This is a genomic window from Nocardioides ginsengisegetis (assembly GCF_014138045.1).
Taxonomy (GTDB): Bacteria; Actinomycetota; Actinomycetes; order Propionibacteriales; family Nocardioidaceae; genus Nocardioides; species Nocardioides ginsengisegetis.
The window spans coordinates 3,722,672-3,745,666 of sequence record NZ_JACGXA010000001.1; the positions used below are offsets into that span (position 1 = coordinate 3,722,672).

24 protein-coding genes and 1 tRNA gene are annotated in these 22,995 nt (G+C 71.3%); 10 read left to right on the forward strand and 15 right to left on the reverse strand.

What is annotated here, in order from left to right; all coding sequences use genetic code 11:
• Window positions 1-24 precede the first annotated feature (24 nt).
• The 3 genes from acs (at window position 25) to FB382_RS18025 (ending at window position 4,081) form a co-directional block, all read left to right on the forward strand.
• Complete coding sequence (acs, locus tag FB382_RS18015; protein WP_343055660.1) at window positions 25-2,040, forward strand: acetate--CoA ligase; 2,016 nt, start codon at window positions 25-27, stop codon at window positions 2,038-2,040.
• Between the two features lie 84 nt (window positions 2,041-2,124).
• Window positions 2,125-3,591: a cation:proton antiporter domain-containing protein gene (locus tag FB382_RS18020; RefSeq protein WP_182541058.1), complete on the forward strand. Its 1,467-nt coding sequence runs from the start codon at window positions 2,125-2,127 to the stop codon at window positions 3,589-3,591.
• A 70-nt stretch (window positions 3,592-3,661) separates the two neighbouring features.
• Window positions 3,662-4,081: a phage holin family protein gene (locus FB382_RS18025; RefSeq protein ID WP_182541059.1), complete on the forward strand. Its 420-nt coding sequence runs from the start codon at window positions 3,662-3,664 to the stop codon at window positions 4,079-4,081.
• A gap of 19 nt (window positions 4,082-4,100) precedes the next feature.
• Here FB382_RS18025 and FB382_RS18030 read toward each other — a convergent pair whose 3' ends face one another.
• The 4 genes from FB382_RS18030 to nth are packed head-to-tail and all read right to left on the reverse strand — an operon-like array spanning window position 4,101 to window position 7,274.
• On the reverse strand, window positions 4,101-5,276 hold the full coding sequence (locus FB382_RS18030; RefSeq protein WP_182541060.1) for a MarP family serine protease: 1,176 nt from the start codon (window positions 5,274-5,276) through the stop codon (window positions 4,101-4,103).
• Window positions 5,273-5,977, reverse strand: a complete 705-nt coding sequence (locus FB382_RS18035) for an NUDIX hydrolase (RefSeq protein ID WP_343055661.1) — start codon at window positions 5,975-5,977, stop codon at window positions 5,273-5,275. Before FB382_RS18035 ends, FB382_RS18030 begins: the two co-directional genes overlap by 4 nt.
• A complete protein-coding gene (locus tag FB382_RS18040) occupies window positions 5,974-6,600 on the reverse strand; it encodes a TlpA family protein disulfide reductase (RefSeq protein WP_182541061.1) in 627 nt (208 codons plus the stop codon). Before FB382_RS18040 ends, FB382_RS18035 begins: the two co-directional genes overlap by 4 nt.
• Entirely contained in the window at window positions 6,597-7,274 is a 678-nt protein-coding gene (nth, locus tag FB382_RS18045; protein ID WP_182541617.1) for an endonuclease III, read from the reverse strand. Before nth ends, FB382_RS18040 begins: the two co-directional genes overlap by 4 nt.
• A 193-nt stretch (window positions 7,275-7,467) precedes the next feature.
• Here nth and FB382_RS18050 point away from each other — a divergent pair, with 193 nt between their 5' ends.
• A complete protein-coding gene (locus FB382_RS18050; protein WP_125036752.1) occupies window positions 7,468-8,145 on the forward strand; it encodes a Crp/Fnr family transcriptional regulator in 678 nt (225 codons plus the stop codon).
• Window positions 8,146-8,186: 41 nt separating this feature from the next.
• Here the strand turns inward: FB382_RS18050 and FB382_RS18055 are convergent, their stop codons facing one another.
• The 7 genes from FB382_RS18055 to FB382_RS18085 all read right to left on the reverse strand — a co-directional run bounded on the left by FB382_RS18055 (window position 8,187) and on the right by FB382_RS18085 (window position 12,995).
• Window positions 8,187-9,104 (reverse strand): DUF559 domain-containing protein, encoded by a 918-nt coding sequence (locus tag FB382_RS18055; protein ID WP_182541062.1) that lies wholly within the window; start codon window positions 9,102-9,104, stop codon window positions 8,187-8,189.
• Window positions 9,105-9,269: 165 nt separating this feature from the next.
• Window positions 9,270-10,067, reverse strand: a complete 798-nt coding sequence (locus FB382_RS18060; protein ID WP_182541063.1) for an MBL fold metallo-hydrolase — start codon at window positions 10,065-10,067, stop codon at window positions 9,270-9,272.
• Window positions 10,064-10,909: an NUDIX hydrolase gene (locus tag FB382_RS18065; RefSeq protein WP_182541064.1), complete on the reverse strand. Its 846-nt coding sequence runs from the start codon at window positions 10,907-10,909 to the stop codon at window positions 10,064-10,066. Before FB382_RS18065 ends, FB382_RS18060 begins: the two co-directional genes overlap by 4 nt.
• A 7-nt stretch (window positions 10,910-10,916) precedes the next feature.
• The gene (locus FB382_RS18070; RefSeq protein ID WP_182541065.1) at window positions 10,917-11,375 is read right to left on the reverse strand and encodes a RidA family protein; all 459 of its coding nucleotides are present in this window, start codon (window positions 11,373-11,375) and stop codon (window positions 10,917-10,919) included.
• A gap of 5 nt (window positions 11,376-11,380) precedes the next feature.
• Window positions 11,381-11,539 carry a Sp36 family protein gene (sp36, locus tag FB382_RS18075; RefSeq protein ID WP_167880347.1) on the reverse strand — a complete coding sequence of 53 codons (159 nt, stop codon included), beginning with the start codon at window positions 11,537-11,539 and terminating at the stop codon, window positions 11,381-11,383.
• A gap of 53 nt (window positions 11,540-11,592) precedes the next feature.
• Entirely contained in the window at window positions 11,593-12,225 is a 633-nt protein-coding gene (locus FB382_RS18080; protein WP_182541066.1) for a 3-oxoacid CoA-transferase subunit B, read from the reverse strand.
• Entirely contained in the window at window positions 12,222-12,995 is a 774-nt protein-coding gene (locus tag FB382_RS18085; protein ID WP_125036758.1) for a CoA transferase subunit A, read from the reverse strand. Before FB382_RS18085 ends, FB382_RS18080 begins: the two co-directional genes overlap by 4 nt.
• A gap of 95 nt (window positions 12,996-13,090) precedes the next feature.
• On the opposite strand from FB382_RS18085, the gene bagA reads away from it, so the two are divergent.
• Both bagA and bagB read left to right on the forward strand, forming a co-directional pair.
• Window positions 13,091-14,098, forward strand: a complete 1,008-nt coding sequence (gene bagA, locus FB382_RS18090; RefSeq protein ID WP_425490136.1) for an ATPase BagA — start codon at window positions 13,091-13,093, stop codon at window positions 14,096-14,098.
• Window positions 14,095-15,276 carry an ArsA family ATPase gene (gene bagB / locus FB382_RS18095; RefSeq protein WP_182541068.1) on the forward strand — a complete coding sequence of 394 codons (1,182 nt, stop codon included), beginning with the start codon at window positions 14,095-14,097 and terminating at the stop codon, window positions 15,274-15,276. Before bagA ends, bagB begins: the two co-directional genes overlap by 4 nt.
• A gap of 36 nt (window positions 15,277-15,312) precedes the next feature.
• Here bagB and FB382_RS18100 read toward each other — a convergent pair whose 3' ends face one another.
• The gene (locus FB382_RS18100; RefSeq protein ID WP_125036761.1) at window positions 15,313-15,615 is read right to left on the reverse strand and encodes a WhiB family transcriptional regulator; all 303 of its coding nucleotides are present in this window, start codon (window positions 15,613-15,615) and stop codon (window positions 15,313-15,315) included.
• Between the two features lie 198 nt (window positions 15,616-15,813).
• Here FB382_RS18100 and FB382_RS18105 point away from each other — a divergent pair, with 198 nt between their 5' ends.
• Window positions 15,814-18,183 (forward strand): penicillin-binding protein, encoded by a 2,370-nt coding sequence (locus FB382_RS18105; protein ID WP_182541069.1) that lies wholly within the window; start codon window positions 15,814-15,816, stop codon window positions 18,181-18,183.
• A gap of 7 nt (window positions 18,184-18,190) precedes the next feature.
• Here the strand turns inward: FB382_RS18105 and FB382_RS18110 are convergent, their stop codons facing one another.
• Entirely contained in the window at window positions 18,191-18,649 is a 459-nt protein-coding gene (locus FB382_RS18110; RefSeq protein WP_182541070.1) for a GatB/YqeY domain-containing protein, read from the reverse strand.
• A 27-nt stretch (window positions 18,650-18,676) separates the two neighbouring features.
• On the opposite strand from FB382_RS18110, the gene FB382_RS18115 reads away from it, so the two are divergent.
• From FB382_RS18115 to FB382_RS21855, 3 genes are all read left to right on the forward strand, one after another.
• Window positions 18,677-19,612, forward strand: coding sequence for a metallophosphoesterase (locus tag FB382_RS18115; RefSeq protein WP_182541071.1), 936 nt, complete (start codon window positions 18,677-18,679; stop codon window positions 19,610-19,612).
• Between the two features lie 99 nt (window positions 19,613-19,711).
• Window positions 19,712-19,785: transfer RNA gene (locus tag FB382_RS18120), tRNA-Pro, on the forward strand.
• 112 nt (window positions 19,786-19,897) lie between these two features.
• A complete protein-coding gene (locus FB382_RS21855; protein WP_220481412.1) occupies window positions 19,898-20,539 on the forward strand; it encodes a hypothetical protein in 642 nt (213 codons plus the stop codon).
• 21 nt (window positions 20,540-20,560) lie between these two features.
• On the opposite strand, the gene FB382_RS18130 is transcribed toward FB382_RS21855, so the two are convergent.
• Both FB382_RS18130 and FB382_RS18135 read right to left on the reverse strand, forming a co-directional pair.
• On the reverse strand, window positions 20,561-21,607 hold the full coding sequence (locus FB382_RS18130; protein WP_425490137.1) for an aspartate-semialdehyde dehydrogenase: 1,047 nt from the start codon (window positions 21,605-21,607) through the stop codon (window positions 20,561-20,563).
• Window positions 21,608-21,639: 32 nt separating this feature from the next.
• Entirely contained in the window at window positions 21,640-22,914 is a 1,275-nt protein-coding gene (locus FB382_RS18135) for an aspartate kinase (RefSeq protein WP_125036767.1), read from the reverse strand.
• Between the last annotated feature and the right edge of the window lie 81 nt (window positions 22,915-22,995).

Genomic DNA, 22,995 nt, shown 5'->3' on the forward strand with positions numbered 1-22,995 from the left:
CAGGAAGCTGTTGAGGGAGTTGTCGTGAGCACTGAGTCCATCGAAGGTGGGACCCTGTCCAACCTGAGCCGTGAGGACCGGACGTTCGAGCCGCCGGCCGAGCTCGCGGCCCACGCGAACGTCACGGCCGAGGCCTATGACCGGGCCGCGTCGGACCGGGAGGCCTTCTGGGCCGCGGCTGCGGAGCGCCTCGACTGGGCCGAGAAGTGGGACCGGGTCCTGGACTGGGACAACCCGCCGTTCGCGAAGTGGTTCACCGGCGGGAAGCTGAACGCGACGTACAACTGCGTGGACCGGCACGTCGAGGCCGGCCGCGGCGACAAGGTCGCCCTGCACTGGGTCGGCGAGCCCATCGAGGACAAGCGGACCATCACCTACGCCGACCTCCAGCGCGAGGTCTGCCAGGCGGCCAACGCGCTGACCGCGCTCGGCGTCGAGGCCGGCGACCGGGTCGCGATCTACATGCCGATGATCCCCGAGACCGTCGTGGCGATGCTGGCCTGTGCCCGGATCGGCGCCCCGCACACCGTGGTCTTCGGCGGCTTCTCCTCCGACGCGCTCGCCTCGCGGCTGGTCGACTGCCAGGCCAAGGTCGTCGTGACCGCCGACGGCGGCTACCGACGCGGCGCCCCCTCCGCCCTCAAGCCGGCCGTCGACGAGGCCCGGGCCAAGACCTCCTCCGAGGGCTTCGACGTCGAGCACGTGCTGGTCGTGCGGCGCACCGGCCAGGACCTCGGCGAGCACGGCTGGGACGACGCCGTCGACGTGTGGTGGCACGACGCCGTCGGCAGCGCCTCGACCGAGCACGCCTGGGAGCCCTTCGACGCCGAGCACCCGCTCTACGTCATGTACACCTCCGGCACCACCGGCAAGCCCAAGGGCATCCTGCACACCACGGGCGGCTACCTCACCGGCACGTCGTACACCCACCACGCCGTCTTCGACCTCAAGCCCGACACCGACGTCTACTGGTGCACCGCCGACGTCGGCTGGGTCACCGGCCACTCCTACCTCGTCTACGGACCGCTCGCCAACGGCGCGACCCAGGTGATGTACGAGGGCACCCCCGACGCCCCGAACAAGGGCCGCTGGTGGGACATCGTCGCCGAGTACGGCGTCACCATCTTCTACACCGCCCCCACCGCGATCCGGACGTTCATGAAGCAGGGTCGCGAGATCCCCGACGAGCGCGACCTGTCCTCGATCCGGCTGCTGGGGTCGGTGGGTGAGTCGATCAACCCCGAGGCCTACATGTGGTACCGCGAGGTCATCGGCGGCGAGCGCTGCCCGATCGTGGACACCTGGTGGCAGACCGAGACCGGCCAGATCCTGATCTCCCCGCTGCCCGGCGTGACCGCCGGCAAGCCCGGCTCGGCGATGCGGCCGCTGCCCGGCATCGAGGCCGACGTGGTCGACGAGGCCGGCGAGTCCGTCCCCAACGGCTCCGGCGGCTACCTCGTCGTCAAGGAGCCGTGGCCGGCCATGCTGCGCACCATCTGGGGCGACGACGACCGCTTCAAGGAGACCTACTGGTCGCGCTTCCCGGGGTCCAAGGTGGGGGGCAAGGGCTTCTACTTCGCCGGCGACGGCGCCAAGCGCGACGAGGACGGCGCCATCTGGCTGCTCGGCCGCGTCGACGACGTCATGAACGTCTCCGGCCACCGGCTCTCGACCACCGAGATCGAGTCCGCGCTGGTCTCCCACCCCAAGGTCGCCGAGGCGGCCGTGGTCGGCGCGGCCGACGAGACGACCGGCCAGGCGGTCTGTGCGTTCGTGATCCTGCGCGACTCCGCCGGCGACGGCGGCGAGGACATCGTCGAGGAGCTGCGCCGCCACGTGCAGAAGGAGATCGGCGCGATCGCCAAGCCGCGCCAGATCATGATCGTCCCCGAGCTGCCCAAGACCCGCTCGGGCAAGATCATGCGCCGCCTGCTCAAGGACGTCGCCGAGCACCGCGAGGTCGGCGACGTCACCACGCTGGCCGACTCCTCGGTGATGAACCTGATCTCGCAGGGCATCGGCTCCAGCAACGAGGACTGACCGACCGGTCGGCGATAGGCTGGGCTGCGGAGCGCCGGGAAGCCTGGTCGGCATGTCCTTGTCATGCCTACCCGACGGAGCTCGATGTCCGACACCGCCGAATTCGCCAGCCAGGTCCTGCTCGTCGCAGCGGTCGGGATCCTGGCGCTGCTGTCCAACCGCCTCACCGAGCGGATCAAGATCCCCGCTCCCCTGCTGGTCCTGGTCGCGGCCGCCGTCGCGGTGCAGGCCATCCCCGCCGTGCACCAGCCGCCGGAGCGGACCGTCGAGCGGCTGGTCACCGTGGCGCTGGTCTGCATCCTGTTCAACGGCGGCCTGCACATGGGCGCTCGGCGGGTCCGCGAAGCCGCCGTTCCGATCCTGGTCATCGGGGTGCTCGGCACGTTCCTGACTGCCGGCGCGATCGCGGTCTTCATCCACGCCGCCGTCGGGCTCGACTGGTTCCCGTCGCTGCTGATCGCGACCGCGATCTCCCCGACCGACCCGGCGGTCGTCTTCTCGGTGCTGGGCCAGCGCGAGGTCTCGGGCCGCAGCGGCACCATCCTGGAGGGCGAGTCCGGCGCCAACGACCCCGTCGGCATCGCCCTCATGGCCAGCCTGATCGCGGCCGGCGGGGTCAGTGGCGGAGCCTTCGTGCACATCGCCGCCGAGTTCACCCTGCAGATGGGGGTCGGCGCGCTGGTCGGCGTGGTCGGCGGACGGGCGCTGCTGTGGTTCATGCGCGCGGTGCCGCTGCCCAGCGAGGGGCTCTACGCCCTGCGCACGGCCGCCGGCGTCCTGGTTCTGTACGGCGCAGCCACCCTCGCGCACGGCTCCGGGTTCCTCGCGGTCTTCGTCGCCGGCATCCTGCTCGGTGACGCGAGGGCGCCGTACAAGCGGGAGATCGAGCGGTTCCACTCGGCGCTCGCCAGCCTCGGCGAGATCGTGGCCTTCGTCGTGCTCGGACTGACCGTCGACCTGGCCGAGCTCACCCGCCTCGACGTGTGGGTGCCGGGCGTCGCGATCGCGGCGGTGCTGGCCTTCGTGGTCCGGCCGGTGTTCGTCGGCCTGTGCCTGCTGCCCGCCCGGCTGGAACGCAACGAGCGGGCCTTCGTCCTGTTCGCCGGGCTCAAGGGAGCCGTCCCGATCCTGCTCGGCTCGTTCATCCTGGCCGACCACGTGGCAGGCGCCGAGCGGCTCTACGCGATCGTCGTCGTGGTCGTGCTCTTCTCCGTGCTCGTCCAGGGCAGCCTCGTGCCGTCGGTGGCCGGCTGGCTGCACCTGCCGATGCGCACGGCCGAGCCGCAGCCCTGGGCGCTGGGCGTGCGCCTCGCCGACGAGCCCGAGAGCGCCCACCAGCTCACCGTCACCCCGGGCTCACCGGCCGACGGACGGCGCATCGACGACCTCGACTGCCTGCCCGAGGACGCCTGGCTCAGCCTGGTCGTGCGCGACGGCCGCCTGCTGCCCGTGCGGGGCGACAGCGAGCTGCGCGCGGGCGACGTCGTCCTGGTCATCGCCGACCCCGACGAGGCGGACGCGCTGACCGCGACGTTCACCGCCCCCGCCTGAGACTGACCTCCGCCGAGCTGTTGGGTAGGGTCTGGCCTGCAAGCCATCCGGCCGAGACGAGGGACACACGTTGAGCAACGAACCGGTCAAGGCAGCCACGCCCCAGGCAGGCGACCCGACCATCGGTCGTCTGGTCACCGATGCCAGCCGTGACATCTCCACCCTGATCTCCAAGGAGATCGAGCTGGCCAAGTCCGAGCTCAAGGTGAGCGTCCGCAACGGTGGACTCGGTGTCGGGCTGTTCGCGGCGGCCGGGTTCCTGGCCGTGCTGGCGATCATCATGCTCTCGGTGTCGATCGCCTACTTCATCAACTGGAACGGCCACGGCCTGGCCCTGCACTGGGCCTTCCTGATCGTCTTCGGCTTCTACCTGCTCGTCGCGGGCCTGCTGGTGTTCGTCGGCGTGAAGAAGCTCAAGAAGGTCGGCCCGCCGGAGAAGGCGATCCAGCAGGGCCGGCAGATCCCCGCCGCCCTCAAGGGCCGTTCCTGAGCCCAGCTGAGCCCCGGGCTCAGCTGGCGCAGTCGCCGGTCGACACCTCGGTGTCGCTGGCCTTCCCGGCCTCGGCACTCTTGGCGACCTGGTCGGCCGTCAGCGCGTAGCCGGTCTGGGAGTCGGTGACGGAGGCGGCGAAGACCACGCCGACCACGTTGCCGGCCGACGACACGATCGGCCCCCCGGAGTTGCCGGGGCGCACCAGCCCGCGCAGCGAGAACACCTCGCGGATCACGGTGCCGTCGCCGTAGATGTTGGGCGACCGGAGCCGCTGCTCGGAGCGGATGCGGCCCGGCTCCACGTCGTACGGGCCGTCCTGGGGGTAGCCCAGGATCGCCACGCCGTCGCGCTCCTTGGCGGTGTCGTCGAAGGACAGCGGCGAGACGCCCCCGTCGTCGAAGGACAGCACGGCCACGTCGATGTCGGGGTTGTAGTAGACGACCTGCGCGGGCACGGAGCCGTCGTCGAGCTCGACCTCGGGGTGGCGGACGCCGGCCACGACGTGGGCGTTGGTCATCAGGCGGTCGTTGGCGTAGAGGAATCCGGTGCCCTCGACCCCGCGGCCGCACACGTTGGTGCCGCGCACCTTGAGCACGCTGGGCCCGGCGTTCTCGACGTCGGGGTCCTTGAGCAGCCGCTGGGGGCCGGGACCGACCTCGACGATCCGCTCGGGCGCGAAGGGCTCGAGGTAGCGGGGGAAGAAGCTGGTGCCGACGACGTTGTTGAAGGCCTGGAGCACGCCGCCCGCCGACGAGGGCAGCGCCCGGTCGACCTCGGCGAGCACCACCGAGTTGCGGACCAGCGGGGTGATGCCGCCGATGCGGGTGCCGGACACGGCGACACCCAGCGCCCACGCGACGAGCAGCACCGCGACCGCCGACAGCGCAGCACCGCCCACGGCGTCGATCGCCCGGATCGGCTGCCAGGTGATCCGGTCGCGGATCTTGGCGCCGACGAACTGCAGCACCGCCTGGCCCAGCGAGGCCGACAGGATCACGATGAACAGCGCCCCGAGGGACACCAGCAGGGACGGCGTGGCGTTGCCGAGTGCGACCGGGGCCAGCCACACGCCGAAGAGGCCGCCGAGCAGCAGCCCCCCGGTGGCGAACGCGCCGGTCACGAAACCCTGCCAGTAGCCCGAGAGGGCGTAGGCCAGGACGAGCACGACCAACAACCAGTCGAGCAGGTTCACCGGCGATCCTCGAATCTGGTGTTGGGCTTGAAGTCCCGTCTCGGGGGATCACCCTGCAGCATGTAGCCCGGAAGGTCACGGACGGGGGCGTCCTCGATGTCCCGTGTCCAGCCGAGGAACTCGAAGAGCCGCGCGATGATGCCGGCGGTGAAGCCCCAGAGGATGACGTCCTTGTCCTCCCCGATCAGGAAGCCCGGACCGACCCAGCCACCGGGGTGGCGTACGGCGATCCGGTGGGTCGGGTCGACCAGCTCGCTGATCGGCACGCGGTAGACGGCGTGCACCTCGTCGGGGTCGACGACCCGGACCTCGGTGGGCTCACGCCACCACCCCAGCACCGGTGTGACCGCGAAGTTGCTGGGCGGCAGCCACAGCTCGGGCAGGTCGGCGAAGACCTCCACCCCGTCGGGGTCGAGCCCGGTCTCCTCCCAGGCCTCCCGCAGGGCGGCCTCGACCGGGGTCTCCCCCTCGTCGATCGTGCCGCCGGGGAAGGACACCTGCCCGGGGTGGGAGCGCATGTGGTGGGCGCGCTCGGTGAGCAGCAGGTCGGGGCCCCGCTGCCCCTCGCCGAAGAGCATCAGCACCGCCCCGTAGCGGCCGTCGTGGTCGTCGGGCGGCATGAAGCGCGTGAGGTCGTGGACCGTGATCGATGCGGCGGCCGCCTCGACCGGCCGCAGCCAGTCCGGGAGCGCGGGGCTCACAGGTCGATCCCGAGGTGCTCGTGGACGAGGTCCACCAGCTCCTGCTCCGAGGAGACGCCGCCGGCCCCGACCCAGGCGAGCGAGCCGTCGGCGTCGACGAACGCCAGGTAGGGCAGGCCGCGGACGCGCGGGAACGCGCCGTTGCCGTTGAGGTCGCCGCCCGGGTCGGCCACGAGCGGGTAGGTCACGCCGGTCTTCTTCACCAGCTGGAGGGCGGCCTCGGGCTGGACGTCCTGGTAGTCGATCCCGACGACCCCCACCTGGTCGCCGTGGTCGGCGTAGAACGCCTGCAGGGCGGGCATCTCCTCGCGGCACGGCCCGCAGAAGGCCTGCCAGAGGTTGACCACCAGCGGACCCTTGAGCGAGGACAGGTCCACGTCGGGCCCGCCGCCGAGGCAGGGCAGGGTCAGCGCGGGGAGGCCACCGTCGACCGCCGTGGCACCGCCGTCGGCGCACGGCTCGACGCCCGCGGCCCTGCGCATGTCGCGCAGCGTGGGGGTGTCGACGTCGACGCTGGACGCGCTCGGGCTCGTCGTGGCCTTCTCGGGCGCGGTGCAGCCCGCCAGGACCACCAGCCCGGCGACCATGAGCACCGACACGAGCGCCGTCAGGCTCCGTCTCATGCGCGGCCCTCGGTCTTCACGAGCTTGGCCGCCGCGACCGGGTCGACCGGCCCCTCACCGTAGGCCGGGCACCAGCGGGCGACCGGGCAGGCCCCGCAGGCGGGGTTGCGGGCGTGGCAGATCCGGCGGCCGTGCCAGATCAGGTGGTGGCTGAGCATCGTCCAGTCCCGCTTGGGGAACAGCTCGCCGATCGCGTGCTCGACCTTGACCGGGTCGGTCTCCACGGTCCAGCCGAAGCGGCGCACGAGGCGGCCGAAGTGGGTGTCGACGGTGATGCCGGGGACGTCGAAGGCGTTGCCGAGCACGACGTTGGCGGTCTTGCGGCCCACCCCCGGCAGTGTCACGAGGTCCTCGAGCCGGCCGGGCACCTGCCCGTCGTACCGCTCGACGAGGGCCTGGCTGAGCTTGAGCAGCGACTCGGTCTTGGCCCGGAAGAAGCCGAGCGGGCCCACGATCTGCTCGAGCTTGTCCCGCTCGGCTGCCGCCATCGACTCGGGGTCGGGGTAGGCCGCGAAGAGCGTCGGCCGGACGGCGTTGACCCGCTTGTCGGTCGTCTGGGCCGAGAGGACGGTGACCACGAGCAGCTCGAAGGGGTTGTCGAAGTCGAGCTCGCAGCGTGCGTCGGGATAGGTCTCGGCCAGCACCCGGTCGATCTTCCGGGCGCGGCGGACCATCCCGGTCCTGGTTTCGGCGGCGGGCACGAGCCCCAGCGTACGGCGCACCACCGACCCCTTCGTCAGGTGCTCGGCCACCTGCCGGGACCGTCCCGAGGACCGACTCCCCGCACGCGGTTGTTCCTGTGACCTATTGCACTGGTTAGGATCAGCGCGGCGCCCGTGTGGGGCGGCACCGTCACAAGGAGGACCCGTGGACAACGACGTACTGCGTCAGGCGCCGCTGTTCAGCGCGCTCGACGACGAGGCTGCCACCGCCCTGCGGTCCTCCATGACCGAGAGCCGGCTCCGTCGCGGCGACGTGCTCTTCCACGAGGGCGACTCCGGCGACAAGCTGTACGTCGTCCTCGACGGCAAGGTGAAGCTCGGCCGCACCTCCTCCGACGGCCGCGAGAACCTCCTCGCGATCCTCGGCCCCGGCCAGATGTTCGGCGAGCTCTCGCTCTTCGACCCCGGCCCGCGCTCGGCCACCGTCACCGCCGTCACCGACGCGTCCTTCGCCTCGCTCTCCCACGAGGACCTGCTCCGCTGGCTCGAGGGCCGTCCCGTCGTGGCGCGTGGCCTCCTCGCCCAGCTGGCCGGTCGCCTCCGCAAGGCCAACGACGTCGTCGCCGACCTGGTCTTCTCCGACGTGCCCGGCCGCGTGGCCAAGGCGCTGCTCGACCTCGCCGACCGCTTCGGCCGCACCGCAGACGACGGCGTCCACGTCCACCACGACCTCACGCAGGAGGAGCTCGCCCAGCTGGTCGGCGCCTCCCGCGAGACCGTCAACAAGGCGCTGGCCGACTTCGCGTCGCGCGGCTGGCTGCGCCTCGAGCCCCGCTCGGTCGTGATCATGGACGTCGAGCGACTGGCCCGCCGCGCCCGCTGAGTCGAATCGGGACCTCTCGTCACTCGAGTCGGTAGTTCCGGTCACCATCTCCGGGTGGTGTACGACGACCGCAGGGCCTCGCTGACCTGCTGGAGCCAGTGGGTCAGTGCGTCCCCGGTGAAGTCACCGGCACGTACGACGATGACGGTCCACCCGTGGGCGCGCAGCCAGGCGCGACGGCGCTCGTCGTACTCGCGCTGGTCGCTGCCCTCGTGCGCCTCCTCACCGTCGTACTCCACCGCCACCCGCGCGCGGCGATAGGCGAAGTCGAGCCGGAACGTGGGCACGCCGTCGACCTCGATCCACACTTGCGGCTCAGGCAGGGCCAGCCCGGCCTCGGCGATCTCGAGGAACACCCAGGCCTCCCGCTGCGATTCCATCCGCGGGTCGACCAGCGCCGCCAGCCGCCGTGCCTGGATCACGCCTCGCCGGCGGCGGTAGCGGCGCGCAAGCTCCTGGAGGAGCTGGGCCCGGGTCAGTCCGTGCTCGTGCGCCAGGGCGACCATCGCGCCGAAGGCCTCACGGCGCCGCAGACAGCAGCCTAGATCGAGCGCGGTGCGCAACGGGGTGGTGACGTGCAGACCCTGGACCGTCATCACGTCGTCCGGCGCGAGGTCCCGGGTCCAGCCGTCGACGCCGGGCAGCGATGTCGGCTCGTGCCAGCGCAGCGCGCACACCTCGACCGGGAGCGGGACGTCGTGCTCAGCGAAGGAGTGGACGTCGACACCATGCAGCCACGCGGCCGTGCGGTCGGTGACGACGTGATGGGGCGTGACGACCTGCGCGACCGCCGCCACCCGCAGCTCGAACGTGTCCGGCAGGTCCGAGCGGAGGTAGACCCCGCGCAGGGGCGAGCTGAGCTCGCCGCGGCGCAGTCCCCGGCGTACGTCCGAGGGCCGGAGCCTCCGCTCCCGGATTGCAGCGAGGGTAAAGGGTTGGTCGGGCCAGATGCTCTCCATCCGACGACCTTCGACGTCGAGCGGGTCCTCGCGCGTCCGTCCTCCCCCACCCTGTGGGGACCCACGTATCGAGGTCCACCTGTGGACGGCTCATGGCCCGTCGACGGCCACAGATCCCGACTCATCTGACGGGAAGTACCGACTCGAGTGGCAGAAAGTCCCGATTCAACCTTGGAGGTGGGCCAGCTGGGCCCGCACGGACAGCTCGGCGGCGCCCCACAGCACCTGGTCGACGTCCTGGTAGACGATCTCGACCACGCGTCGGGGCAGCTCGTCGTCGGTGAGCGGCTCCTCGCCCCCGCCCAGGGTCGCGACCGCGGCCTCGACCTGCGCCAGCCGCTCCCGTCGGTGCGCGATGTAGTAGTCGAGCGCGCCCAGGGCGTCGTCGATGACCGGCCCGTGTCCGGGCCAGATGGCGGCGAGCTCGTGCTCGGCGGCGAGCGCGTGCAGCCGGTCGAGCGAGTCGAGGTAGGCGCCGAGCCGCCCGTCGGGGTGCGCCACGACCGTGGTGCCGCGGCCCAGCACGGTGTCACCGGTGAGGACCACCCGCTCGGCGGGCAGGAGGAACGACAGCGAGTCGGCCGTGTGGCCGGGCGTGCCGACGACGTGCACCTCGAGACCGTCGAGCGCGACGACATCGCCGTCGGCCAGGCCCTCGGAGCCGAGCCGGTAGGCCGGGTCCAGGGCGCGCACGCCACAGCCCATCCGCTCCGCGAACTCGCGGGCCGCCTCGGAGTGGTCGGCGTGGTGGTGGGTGAGCAGCACCATGCCGACCTCACCGGCGGTCTCGGCCACCGCGTCGAGGTGGGACAGGATCGAGGGTCCGGGGTCGACCACGATCGAGCGCCGGGCGTCGGGCTCGCGCAGCACCCACGTGTTGGTGCCGTCGAGGGTCATCATGTCGGCGTTGGGCGCCAGGACGCACGCGCCCCGCTCGCCGAACGTCCCCCCGGACCAGGTCATCGCGAGGCCAGCAACCCGGCGCACCGCTCCGGCACGGACAGCACGAACTCCTCGCCGTCCGAGACCACCTCGGGCATGAACATCTCGACCCCACGGCCGGACGCCTCCGCGAGCACGCCCGCGGGCTCGGCGAACTGTGCCACCTCCAGGCAGGTGAGGTACGTCGGCGGCATCATGAACATGTCGCCGGACTCCACCGCGGAGACGGCCGACATGGCCGGCAGCCACGTGACCGAGGACGACTCCGTGGAGACGTCCCGGGTCACCTGACCCTCGGGCAGCAGCGCGGTGAAGAACCACGTGCGGTAGCGCTTCGGCTCGAAGACGGGCGTCAGCCAGCCGGCCCAGACGCCGAGGAGGTCGGTGCGCAGCACCAGTCCGCGCCGGTCCAGGAACTCGGTGAACGCCAGCTCCCGGGCCTCCAGCGCGAGGCGGTCGGCCTCCCAGTCATCGCCGGTGGTGTCGGCGACGATCTCGTCGGCGGTGCCGGCCAGCAGCACCCCGGACTCCTCGAAGGTCTCGCGGACCGCGGCGCAGACCAGCGCCCGTGCCTTCGGCTCGTCGACCCCCAGCCGCCCCGCCCACTCCGCAGGCGTCGGGCCTGCCCAGGCGACCGAGTGGTCGAAGTCGCGCGGGTCGACGCCACCACCGGGAAAGACGCACATCCCCGCGGCGAACGCCATCGACGCCTGCCGGCGCAGCAGGTAGACCGAGGGTCCCTCGGACGAGGGCCGGAGCAGGACCACGGTCGCGGCGTCGCGCGGCTCGGCGGGCGTCGCCGTCCCGTCGGCGTACGCCGCGGCCTGGTCGACGAGCTGCTGCGGGAGCGGGATGCGCTGCACGGGTCGCTCAGACCTCGACCATGATCTCGACCTCGACCGGGGCGTCGAGCGGCAGGACCGGGACTCCGACCGCCGAGCGGGCGTGGACGCCGACGTCACCGAAGGCCGCACCGAACAGCTCGGAGGCACCGTTGGCGACCTGCGGCTGGCCGGTGAAGTCCGGCGTGGACGCGACGAAGGCGACGACCTTGACGATGCGCTTGACCAGCGACAGGTCGCCGATCTCGGCCTTCACGGCGGCGATCGCGTTGAGCGCGCACTGCTGGGCGCAGGCGACGGCCTCCTCCTGGGTGACCTCGCCGCCGACCTTGCCGGTGACCATGAGCTCGCCCGACTTCATCGGCAGCTGGCCGGAGGTGAAGACGTAGTTGCCGCTGCGGACGGCGGGCACGTAGACGGCGACCGGCTTGGCCACCTCGGGCACGGACAGGCCGATCGCGGCCAGGCGCTCCTCGGGAGTGCTCATGGTGTTCACCCTTCCAGCGGACGCTTGAAGTAGCCGACGAGGTTCTCGGGGTTCATGCCCGGCGCGATCTGCACCAGCTCCCACCCGTCGGAGCCGAAGTTGTCGAGGATCTGCTTCGCGGCGTGCGTCAGGATCGGCGCCGTCAGGTACTCCCATTTGGTCATGCCCGGCACCCTACTCGGGCGATCCGACCGGTCCTGCACGCCTCCCGCGGGCCTCAGGCGAGCTCGGGCTCGGTCTTCTCCCGGACCTCGTCCTCGGTGACGCCGGGGGCCAGCTCGACGAGCTTGAGCCCTCCGCCGTCGGGGAGTACGTCGATCACCGCGAGGTCGGTGATGATCCGCTCGACGACCGCGCGGCCGGTGTAGGGCAGCGAGCACTCGTTGACGATCTTGTAGGTGCCGTCCTTGGCGACGTGCTCCATCAGCACGATCACCCGCTTGGCGCCGTGGACCAGGTCCATCGCGCCGCCCATGCCCTTGACCATCTTGCCGGGGATCATCCAGTTGGCGATGTCGCCGCCGGCCGAGACCTGCATGGCGCCCAGGATCGCGGCGTCGATCTTGCCGCCGCGGATCATCCCGAACGACGTGGCCGAGTCGAAGAACGACGCCCCGCGCCGCAGCGTGACGGTCTCCTTGCCGGCGTTGATCAGGTCGGCGTCCTCCTCGCCCTCGAGCGGATAGGCGCCCACGCCGAGGATGCCGTTCTCGGACTGCAGCACCAGCTCGACGTCGTCGGCGACGTAGTTGGGCACCAGCGTCGGCAGCCCGATGCCGAGGTTGACGTAGGAGCCGTCGGTCAGCTCCGAGGCCGCCCGGGCGGCCATCTCCTCACGCGTCCAGCTCATGCCTGCTCCTCGGTCCGCGGTCGCACGGTGCGCTTCTCGATCCGCTTGTCGGCGGCCTGCTCGGGGGTCAGCGCGACCACCCGCTGCACGAAGACGCCGGGGGTGTGCACGTGGTTGGGGTCCAGCTCGCCGGGCTCGACGAGCTCCTCGACCTCCGCGATCGTGACCCGACCGCACATCGCGGCGAGCGGGTTGAAGTTGCGCGCGGAGTCGCGGTAGACGAGGTTGCCGTGGCGGTCGCCCTTCCAGGCCCGCACCAGTCCGAAGTCGGCCACGATGGCCTCCTCCAGGACGTACTCACGGCCCCCGAAGTCACGGGTCTCCTTCGGTGGCGAGGAGACGATGACGTTGCCGTCGGCGTCGTACTTCCAGGGCAGGCCGCCCTCGGCGACCTGGGTGCCGCCGCCGGTCGCGGTGAAGAACGCCGGGATGCCCGAGCCGCCGGCCCGCATCCGCTCAGCGAGCGTCCCCTGCGGCGTCAGCTCGACCTCGAGCTCGCCGTGGAGGTACTGCCGCGCGAACTCCTTGTTCTCCCCGACGTAGGAGGAGACCATCCGCCGCAGCCGCTTGGCCATCAGCAGCCGGCCCAGCCCCCAGTCGTCGACACCGCAGTTGTTCGACACCGCCTCGAGGTCACTCGCGCCACTGTCGAGGATCGCCTCGATCAGCACCGACGGAATCCCGCAGAGCCCGAAGCCACCGACCGAGAGCGTCGATCCGCTCGCGATGTCGGCGACCGCCTCGGCAGCACTGCCCACGACCTTGTCCACGCCGGTTCCTCCCTGTTCGACTCCGGCGATCCTAGTCATGACGCCGGTCACTCCCGTATGGCTGCCACTCACACTCCAGACGACGACCGCCTACGCTGCGACACATGTCCGACTGGCCGAAGGTGCGCCTCCACGTCGTCACGGGCAAGGGCGGGACCGGCAAGTCCACCGTCGCCGCTGCCCTCGCCCTGGCCCTGGCCTCCCACGGCAGGAACGTGCTGCTGTGCGAGGTCGAGGGGCGCCAGGGCATCGCCCGGATGTTCGACGTCGATCCGCTGCCCTACGAGGAGCGCCGCCTCGCGACCGGCCTCAAGGGACCCGACGGCACCCCCGGCACGCTGCACGCGCTGCACATCGACGCCGAGTCGGCGCTGCTGGAGTACCTCTCGATGTACTACAAGCTCGGCCGGGCCGGCCGGGCCCTGGATCGCTTCGGCGTCATCGAGTTCGCCACCACGATCGCTCCTGGCGTGCGCGACGTGCTGCTGACCGGCAAGGTCTTCGAGGCCGCCCAGCGCAACAGCCGCAACAAGAAGGCGACCCAGTACGACGCCGTCGTGCTGGACGCGCCGCCGACCGGCCGGATCACGCAGTTCCTCAACGTCAACAACGAGCTGGCCGGGCTCGCGAAGGTCGGACCCGTCAAGAGCCAGGCCGACACCGTCATGACGCTCTTCCGCTCCCCCCGCACCGCCGTCCACCTGGTGACGGTCCTGGAGGAGATGCCGGTCCAGGAGACCTCCGACGGCATCGACGAGCTGCGCCGGGCGGGGCTCCCCGTCGGCGGGGTGGTGGTCAACCTGGTCCGGCCCCGCGACCTCGACGCCGACGACCTCGCGGCGGCACGCGAGGGCCGGATCGACGCCGAGCAGGTCCGCGCCGACCTCAAGCAGGCCGGCGTCGAGGACGGCGACGACCTGGTCGAGGGGCTGCTGTCGGAGGCGGCCGACCACGCCGAGCGCCGGTCCCTGGAGGACACGCAGCGCGAGATCGTGGCCGGGCTCGACGTGCCGTCGTACGAGCTCCCGCGCCTGGCGGGCGGCGTCGACCTGGGCGCGCTCTACGAGCTCGCCGCCGAGCTGAAGAGGCAGGGCATGGCATGAGCCCCACCCACTCCCACGCGCGCCGCGGGCCGCAGTCCGACTCGCGAGCCGGCCACCTCGACGTGGACGCGCTCCTCGACGACCCGCACACCGGGATCATCGTGTGCTGCGGGTCCGGCGGGGTCGGCAAGACCACGACGTCCGCGGCCCTGGCCCTGCGTGCCGCCGAGCGCGGCCGCAAGGTGGTCGTGCTGACCATCGACCCGGCCCGACGTCTGGCGCAGTCGATGGGGATCGAGGCGCTCGACAACACCCCGCGGCCGGTGGTCGGCGTCGACGCCGCGGCCGGCGGCGGGCTCGACGCGATGATGCTGGACATGAAGCGCACCTTCGACGAGGTGGTGGAGAGCCAGGCCACGCCGGAGAAGGCGAAGCAGATCCTGGAGAACCCCTTCTACATCGCGCTGTCGAGCTCGTTCGCGGGCACGCAGGAGTACATGGCGATGGAGAAGCTGGGCCAGATCCACCAGGAGGCCCAGCGCACCGGCACCTACGACCTGATCGTCGTCGACACCCCGCCGTCGCGCTCGGCCCTCGACTTCCTCGACGCGCCCGAGCGGCTCTCCAGCTTCCTGGACGGCAAGTTCATCCGGCTGCTGCTGGCGCCGGCACGCGGACCGGCCAAGGTGATGACGGCGGGACTGAGCCTGATCACCAACGCGCTCACCAAGATCCTCGGGGCGCAGGTGCTGCGGGACATGCAGACCTTCGTGGCGGCCTTCGACACCCTCTTCGGCGGTTTCCGCCAGCGGGCCCAGAAGACCTTCGAGCTGCTGCAGGCCGACGGCACGGCGTTCCTGGTCGTGGCCGCACCCGAGCCGGACGCGCTGCGCGAGGCGGCGTACTTCGTCGAGCGCCTGAGCGAGGACGGCATGCCGCTGGCCGGGCTGGTGGTCAACCGCGCCAGCCCCGAGCCCGAGGGCGCCCTGTCGGCCGACGAGGCGATGGCGGCCTCCGCGCGGCTCCGCAAGGCGGAGGAAGGGTCGCTGACGGCAGGCCTGCTGCGGCTGCACGCCGACCAGACCCGGATGGTCGAGCGGGAGGCGCTGCTGCGCGACCGGTTCGCCGCGGCGCACCCGGAGGTGCCCACGGCGGTGGTGCCGGCGCTCGCCGGAGACGTGCACGACCTGTCGGGGCTGCGCCGCGTGGGCGCACTCCTGGCAGGCGAGCAGGCCTGAGACGAGCTCGCCCCGCGTCACCGCGGGGCGAGCTCGTCAGACGTGCAGCGCGCCGGACTTGGCGGTGACCGGGCTGCCCTGCTCGCGGGCGGCCTCGAGGACCGCTCGCCACGAGGCGGCCGGGCGACGACGGAGAAGTGCCCGGCGCTCGCGCTCGGTCATCCCTCCCCAGACGCCCCACTCGATCTGGTTGTCAAGGGCCTCAGCGAGGCACTCGGTGCGCACGGGGCAACCCGCGCACAGCTGCTTGGCCTTGTTCTGCTCCGCACCACGCACGAACAGCTGGTCCGGCTGCGCCTGGCGGCACGCAGCGGCCGGCGTCCAATCTTCTACCCACATGATGATGTCCCCACATCGTCCGGGATCGGTTCACGTCCCCATGACGTGCGATCCGGGAGAGTCCCCTCAAGTAAAGAAGTTAGGCGAGGGGCGAGCAGACAGGCAGACCTCTTCGACTCAAATCTCGTAGTCCGAAGTGACTAGTTCGATGTGATCACGACTAGGTTGGGGCTCCGGCGCTCCCGTACTCTGGAGCGCATGTCCGTGCCCCGCAACGAGCGTCTCTCCGCCGGCCGCATCGCCTCCCACCTGGGCGTCATGCTCGCCGTCGCCGTCGTGATGGGCGTCGTCGTGGCCGGGCTGGCCATCCCCTTCGCGGGCGTGATCGGCATCGGGGCCCGCAACGTCGCGACCACCATGGACGCGCTGCCGGCCGAGCTGAAGACCGAGGCGCTGGCCCAGAAGACGCGCATCGTCGACTCCCAGGGCAACGTGATCGCCTCGCTCTACGACGAGAACCGCATCAACGTCCCGCTCGACCAGATCTCGCGGACCATGGTCAAGGCGATCGTCGCGATCGAGGACTACCGCTTCTACCAGCACGGCGCCCTCGACCTGAAGGGCACGCTGCGCGCCCTCATCACCAACCAGGCCAGCAGCGGCGTGGTCCAGGGTGGCTCCTCCATCACCCAGCAGATGGTCAAGCTGACGCTGCTGAGCCAGGCGAAGACCAAGAAGGAGATGAAGGAGGCGACCGACGACACCTACGCGCGCAAGCTGCGCGAGCTGCGCTACGCCATCGCCTTCGAGCAGCACTACTCCAAGGACTGGATCCTCGAGCGCTACCTCAACATCGCCTACTTCGGCGACGGCGCCTACGGCATCCAGGCCGCCGCCCGGCACTACTTCGGCGTCAACGCCAAGGACCTCAACCTCCGGCAGTCCGCCGTGCTGGCCGGCCTGGTGAAGAACCCCACCGGCTACGACCCGACCAACTCCCCCGACCGGGCGATCGAGCGCCGCAACGTCGTGCTCGACCGGATGGCCGAGCTCAACGTGATCAGCCACGAGAAGGCCGCCAAGACCAAGAAGCAGAAGCTCGGCCTGCACGTCATCCCCTCGAAGAACGGCTGCGTCTTCTCACGGGCGCCGTTCTTCTGCGACTACGTCGTCAACAAGCTCCTCCACGACCCCTCGCTGGGTCGCTCGGTCAAGGACCGCAAGAGCCTGCTCTACTCCGGCGGCCTGACCATCCGCACCACCGTCGACCTGCGCGACCAGGACGCCGCCGACGCGTCGGTCCGCTCGCACGTCTTCCCGACCGACCAGGCCATCGGCGCGCTCGCCATGATCGAGCCCGGCACCGGCGACGTGAAGGCGATCTCCCAGTCCCGCCCGATGGGCGGCGACCGGAAGGCCGGCCAGACCTACCTCAACTACGTCGTCCCCCAGAAGTACGGCGACTCCGCCGGCTTCCAGGCCGGCTCGACGTTCAAGGCCTTCGTGCTGGCGGCCGCCATCAATCAGGGCATCCCGCTGTCCAAGACCTTCAACGCCCAGCACACGATGACCTTCGACCAGGCCGACTACGCCAACTGTCCCAACGAGCCGCCGTTCGCCGGCACCTTCGACGTCAGCAACTCCACCGTCGACGGCGTCATGGACGTCTACCGGGGCACCCAGAAGTCGGTCAACACCTTCTACCTCCAGCTCGAGGCGCTCACCGGCGTGTGCGAGCCGTTCAAGCTGGCCCGCGAGATGGGCGTGGACCTGACCGACCCCAAGGGCGACCAGTACGGCAACGGCGCCGAGCGCGTGCCGACCTTCACCCTGGGTGTCGACAACGCCAGCCCGCTCGAGATGGCGGAGGCCTACGCGACGTTCGGTGCGCGCGGTCTCCACTGCGACGCCCGCCCGATCACCGCGATCGAGGACTCCGGTGGCAACACCATCAAGGAGTTCCCGAGCCAGTGCCAGCAGGTGATGCCGCAGAGCACCGCCGACGCCGTCAGCGACGTCCTGCGCGGCGTCCAGGAGCCGGGCGGCTTCGGCTACGACGTCGGCCACACCAACCTGACGGTGCCGTCGGCGGCCAAGACCGGAACCTCCCAGGACGGCAAGTCCGTGTGGTTCGTGGGCTACACCCCCCACATCGCGACCGCGGGCATGATCGCCGGTGCCGACCAGCTGGGCCGGCCGCTCAAGCTCGCCGGCCAGTACGTCGGCGGCAACTACGTCTACACCGCCACCGGCTCAGGCTTTGCCGGCCCGATGTGGGCCGAGGCCATGCACGTCGTGGACGACACCCTGCCCAACGACGACTTCATCCAGCCCTCGCCCGACGACGTCGCCGGCGTCATGGCCACGGTCCCCGACGTCAACGGCTACGACATCGGCTCGGCCGAGGCGGCGATCGAGGCCGCCGGGTTCACCTACGTCCTGGGTGGCTACCGGCCCTCGACGTACTCCAAGGACACCGTGGCCTACACCTACCCGGCCGGCGGGTCCGAGTCGAGCAGCGGCGAGACGGTGACGATCTACCAGTCGACCGGCAGCCCGCCGCCTCCGCCGAAGCCGCCGGGCCACCACCACGGTGGCGGGGGCAAGCACGGCGGCAAGCACCGCTGAGCCTGCCTCAGGCGAGCTGGCGGCGTACCTCCGCGGCGACGACGCCGCCGTCGGCACGCCCCTTGACCTGCGGGGTGACGACGCCCATCACCTTGCCCATCGCCTTCATGCCCTCGCCGGCCGCGCCGACCTGGGCGATCGCGGCGGTCACGAGGGTGGCGATGTCGTCGGCCGAGAGCTGCTCGGGCAGGTAGTCGGCGATCACCTCGGCCTCGGCCTTCTCCTTGGCCGCCATCTCGGCGCGGCCGCCGTCCTCGAAGGCGGTGGCCGCCTCGCGGCGCTTCTTGCCCTCGCTGGAGAGCACGCCGATGACGTCGTCGTCGCTGAGCTCGCGGGCCTCCTTGCCGGCGACCTCGGCGTTGGTGATCGCGGTCAGGACCATCCGCAGCGTGGAGGAACGCACCTCGTCACGCGCCTTGATGGCGGCGGTCAGGTCGGCGCGGAGACGGTCCTTCAGAGCACTCATGCACGTCATTGTGGCAGCCTTGCCGAGGTGAGCCCCTCCCCCGTCCTGCGCACCCTCCGCGGCCTCGCCGCCGCCGGCGTGGTCGCGGGCGCCGGCCTCACGACGTACGCCGCGTGGGAGGCGCGTGCCTACACGCTGCGGAACGTCTCGGTGCCGCTGCTCCCTCCCGGCCACCGGCCGCTGCGGGTGCTGCACCTCAGCGACGTGCACATGACGCCCGGCCAGACCCGCAAGCAGGAGTGGCTGCGGGGCCTGGCCGGCCTGGAGCCCGACCTGGTGGTCAACACCGGCGACAACCTCGCCCACATGGCGTCCGTGCCGGTGGTCCGCGACTCGCTCGGACCGCTGCTCGACGTGCCGGGCGTGTTCGTGTTCGGGTCCAACGACTACTTCGCGCCCAGCCTGCGCAACCCGCTGCGCTACCTGCTGCCCGACGACGGCAAGCGCAACACCCACACCCCCCAGCTGCCGTGGCGCGAGCTCCGCTCGACGTTCACCGACGCCGGCTGGCTCGACCTGACCAACCGGCACGGGGCCCTCGAGGTCGAGGGCACGACGTTCGCCTTCGCGGGTGTCGACGACCCCCACCTCGACTACGACCGGCTCGAGGAGGTGCGCGGGCCGGCCGACCCGACCGCCAACGTACGCCTCGCGGTCGCCCACGCGCCCTACCTGCGGGTCCTGGATGCCTTCGCCGCCGACGGGTACGACGCGATCATCGCCGGGCACACCCACGGCGGCCAGGTCTGCCTGCCGGGGGTCGGCGCACTGACCACCAACTGCGACCTCGAGCCGGCCCGCGCCAAGGGCCTGCACCGGCACCCGGCCGACTCCCGCGACGGCGACCCCGGGTCGGCGTGGCTGCACGTGTCGGCCGGTCTGGGCACCAGCCCCTACGCCCGGATCCGGGTGGCCTGCCGCCCCGAGGCGACGCTCCTGACGCTGACGGCGCGGCGGTCCTGAGCCCCTCCGTCCCGAGGGATCGGGCCGATTTCAAGAGCCCGTCCGGGCTCGGGTATGCTCCCTTGCTCGTGGGCGGATCGAGTCGATCCGGTCCATGTTCGGGCTGTGGCGCAGCTTGGTAGCGCGCCTCGTTCGGGACGAGGAGGCCGCAGGTTCAAATCCTGTCAGCCCGACAGCAGGTCTCTCCCGAGGCCGTGAGGGGCCGGATCCACCAGGATCCGGCCCCTCACGCATTTCCGGGACGGTCACACCGCGACGACGGGAGCATCTGGCAAACTCACGGCCATGGCTGAAGAGGATCAGGGAAACGGCGGACCGTCGCTGGAGCTGCCCTCGCTGGGGTTCGGCCGCCGGCGGCGCAGGAAGTCCGCACCCGCTGACGCACCGCCCGAGACGCACGACGAGACGCCCACGACGATCTTCGAGCCGGAGCCCGCACCCGAGCCCGCCCCGGTGACCGCGCCGGTGCCAGCACCGGTGCCGGAGCCGGAGTCGGAACCCGCGCCGGGCGTCCGCCGCGCCCGCGCGCCCCGCCGTACGCTGCCGGCCGTCGGCGGGATGACCGCCGCGGTCCTCACCGGCCTCCTGGTCGGCGTCATCACCGTCGGGCTGACCTGGGCCTCGCTGCACCTCTGCGAGGTCGCCAAGGGCACGTCCTCGTGCGGCGGCCCCGGCTTCCTGCTGCTCCTCGCGATCATGATCGCGATGGTCTTCCTGGGGTCGCTGCTGCTGCGGGCGTTCGGGGTGACCGACCCCGGGAGCACCAGCTTCCTGGCCGTCGGCCTGCTGGCCGTCCTCGCGCTGCTGTTCCTCGTCGACGTGCTCTTCAACTGGTGGATGATCATCGTCATCCCGGTGTTCTCGGTGCTCACCTTCGCCCTCGCCCACTGGGTCACGACGGCCTTCATCGAGCCGGCCGACCTCTGAGGATCGGGCCCTGCGTCGGGCTCAGCGTCGGGCGATCAGCTCCGCGATCTGCACCGTATTGAGGGCCGCGCCCTTGCGGAGGTTGTCGTTGGAGATGAAGAGCGCCAGCCCGCGGTCGTCGTCGACGCCCGGGTCCTGGCGCAGGCGGCCGACGTACGACGGATCCTGACCGGCCGCCTGGAGCGGCGTGGGGATCTCGGACAGCTCGACGCCCGGGGCCTCGGCCAGCAGCTCGCGCGCGCGGGCGACCGGCATCGGCTGGGCGAACTCGGCGTTGATCGCCAGCGAGTGGCCGGTGAAGACCGGGACGCGCACGCAGATGCCGGAGACCCGCAGGTCCGGGATGCCCAGGATCTTGCGGGACTCGTTGCGGAGCTTCTGCTCCTCGTCGGTCTCGTTGAGGCCGTCGTCGACGATCGAGCCGGCCAGCGGGAGCACGTTGTAGGCGATCGTGCGGGCGTACTTGTCCGGCTCCGGGAACGTCACGGCCTGGCCGTCGTAGGCCAGCTCACGGGCCTTGTCGCCGGCCGCGGCGACCTGACCCGCGAGCTCCTCGACACCGGCGACGCCGGAGCCGGAGACGGCCTGGTAGGTCGAGGCGATCAGGCGCACCAGGCCCGCCGCGTCGTGCAGCGGCTTGAGGACCGGCATCGCGGCCATCGTGGTGCAGTTGGGGTTGGCGATGATGCCGCGCCCGGCCTCGACCACCCCGGCCATCGCCTCGGGGTTGACCTCGGCGACCACGAGCGGGATCGCGGGGTCCTTCCGGAAGGCACTGGAGTTGTCGATGACGATCACGCCCGCGTCGACGAACTTCTGCGCCAGCGCACGCGACGTGGTCGCCCCCGCGGAGAAGAGCGCGATGTCGAGCCCGGTCGGGTCGGCGGTCTCCGCGTCCTCGACGACCACGCTCCGCTCGCCACCGGGGCCGGTGAAGGGCAGGACCTTGCCGGCGGACCGGGCGGAGGCGAAGAAGCGGATCTGGTCGACCGGGAAGGCGCGCTCCTCGAGGATCTGGCGCATGGCGACGCCGACCTGTCCGGTGGCGCCGACGACGCCGATGTTGATGCCCCTGCTGGCGTCCCTGTTGGCGTCCATGATCAGCGGCCCGTCCCGCCGTAGACAACGGCCTCGACCTCGGTCGAGTCGAGGTCGAAGGCGGTGTGGGTGGCGCGGACGGCGTCGGGGACCTGGGCCTCGTCGACGATCACGGAGATCCGGATCTCGGAGGTGGAGATCATCTCGATGTTGACCCCCGAGGAGGCAAGCGCGGCGAAGAACTTGGCCGTGATCCCCGGGTGCGAGCGCATGCCGGCGCCGATCAGCGACACCTTGCCGACCTGGTCGTCGTAGAGCAGCTTGTCGTAGCCGACCTCGTCCTGGATGCGCGCCAGCGCGCCCATGGCCGCCTGGCCGTCGGCTCGGGGCAGCGTGAAGGAGATGTCGGTCAGCGCCGTGGCGGCGGCGGAGACGTTCTGGACGACCATGTCGATGTTGACCTCGGTCGCGGCCAGGGCCTCGAAGATGCGGGCGGCCTCGCCGACCTTGTCGGGCACGCCGACCACGGTGATCTTGGCCTCGCTGACGTCGTGCGCGACGCCGGCGATGATCGCCTGCTCCATGTCTTCTTCTCCCTTGTGCGAGTCGGGGACCACCCAGGTGCCTTCCTTCTGCGAGAAGGAGGAGCGCACGTGGATCGGCATGTTGTAGCGGCGGGCGTACTCGACGCACCGCAGGTGGAGGATCTTGGCGCCGGAGGCAGCCATCTCGAGCATCTCCTCGGTGGAGACGCGGTCGAGCTTGCGGGCCGTCGGGACGATCCGGGGGTCGGCGGTGAAGACGCCGTCGACGTCGCTGTAGATCTCGCACACGTCCGCGCCGAGGGCGGCCGCGAGCGCGACGGCGGTCGTGTCGGAGGCGCCGCGGCCGAGCGTGGTGATGTCCTTGGTGTCCTGGGAGACGCCCTGGAAGCCGGCCACGATCGCGATCGCGCCGTCCTTGATCGCGGTCTCGATCCGCCCCGGCGTGATGTCGATGATCTTGGCCTTGCCGTGCGCCGAGTCGGTGATCACGCCGGCCTGGGAGCCGGTGAACGACTGCGCCTTGTGCCCCAGCTGCGCGATCGCCATGGCCACCAGGGCCATCGAGATGCGCTCGCCGGCGGTGAGCAGCATGTCCAGCTCACGCGGCGGCGGGAGCGGGGTCACCTGCTCGGCGAGGTCACGCAGCTCGTCGGTCGTGTCACCCATCGCGGAGACCACGACGACGACGTCGTTGCCCGCCTTGCGGGTGTTGACGATGCGCTGCGCCACCCGCTTGATGCCGGCGGCGTCGGCGACGGACGAACCGCCGTACTTCTGCACGACAATGCCCACAGCTGGATCCTCGGAGGTCGATGGCGTCTCGAGGTCGCACGCCCGGACCGGCCGGGCCACGCCGCGCTGCGCTGCGACCGG

Coding starts and splice junctions, on each gene's coding strand:
- FB382_RS21855 (WP_220481412.1), top strand. CDS start 19,898: ATGGCTGAAGAGGATCAGGGAAACGGCGGACCGTCGCTGGAGCTGCCC.
- FB382_RS18020 (WP_182541058.1), top strand. CDS start 2,125: ATGTCCGACACCGCCGAATTCGCCAGCCAGGTCCTGCTCGTCGCAGCG.
- FB382_RS18100 (WP_125036761.1), bottom strand. CDS start 15,615: ATGTGGGTAGAAGATTGGACGCCGGCCGCTGCGTGCCGCCAGGCGCAG.
- nth (WP_182541617.1), bottom strand. CDS start 7,274: ATGGTCCGCCGCGCCCGGAAGATCGACCGGGTGCTGGCCGAGACCTAT.
- FB382_RS18105 (WP_182541069.1), top strand. CDS start 15,814: ATGTCCGTGCCCCGCAACGAGCGTCTCTCCGCCGGCCGCATCGCCTCC.
- FB382_RS18060 (WP_182541063.1), bottom strand. CDS start 10,067: ATGACCTGGTCCGGGGGGACGTTCGGCGAGCGGGGCGCGTGCGTCCTG.
- FB382_RS18055 (WP_182541062.1), bottom strand. CDS start 9,104: ATGGAGAGCATCTGGCCCGACCAACCCTTTACCCTCGCTGCAATCCGG.
- FB382_RS18110 (WP_182541070.1), bottom strand. CDS start 18,649: ATGAGTGCTCTGAAGGACCGTCTCCGCGCCGACCTGACCGCCGCCATC.
- sp36 (WP_167880347.1), bottom strand. CDS start 11,539: ATGACCAAATGGGAGTACCTGACGGCGCCGATCCTGACGCACGCCGCG.
- FB382_RS18040 (WP_182541061.1), bottom strand. CDS start 6,600: ATGAGACGGAGCCTGACGGCGCTCGTGTCGGTGCTCATGGTCGCCGGG.
- FB382_RS18080 (WP_182541066.1), bottom strand. CDS start 12,225: ATGAGCTGGACGCGTGAGGAGATGGCCGCCCGGGCGGCCTCGGAGCTG.
- FB382_RS18070 (WP_182541065.1), bottom strand. CDS start 11,375: ATGAGCACTCCCGAGGAGCGCCTGGCCGCGATCGGCCTGTCCGTGCCC.
- bagB (WP_182541068.1), top strand. CDS start 14,095: ATGAGCCCCACCCACTCCCACGCGCGCCGCGGGCCGCAGTCCGACTCG.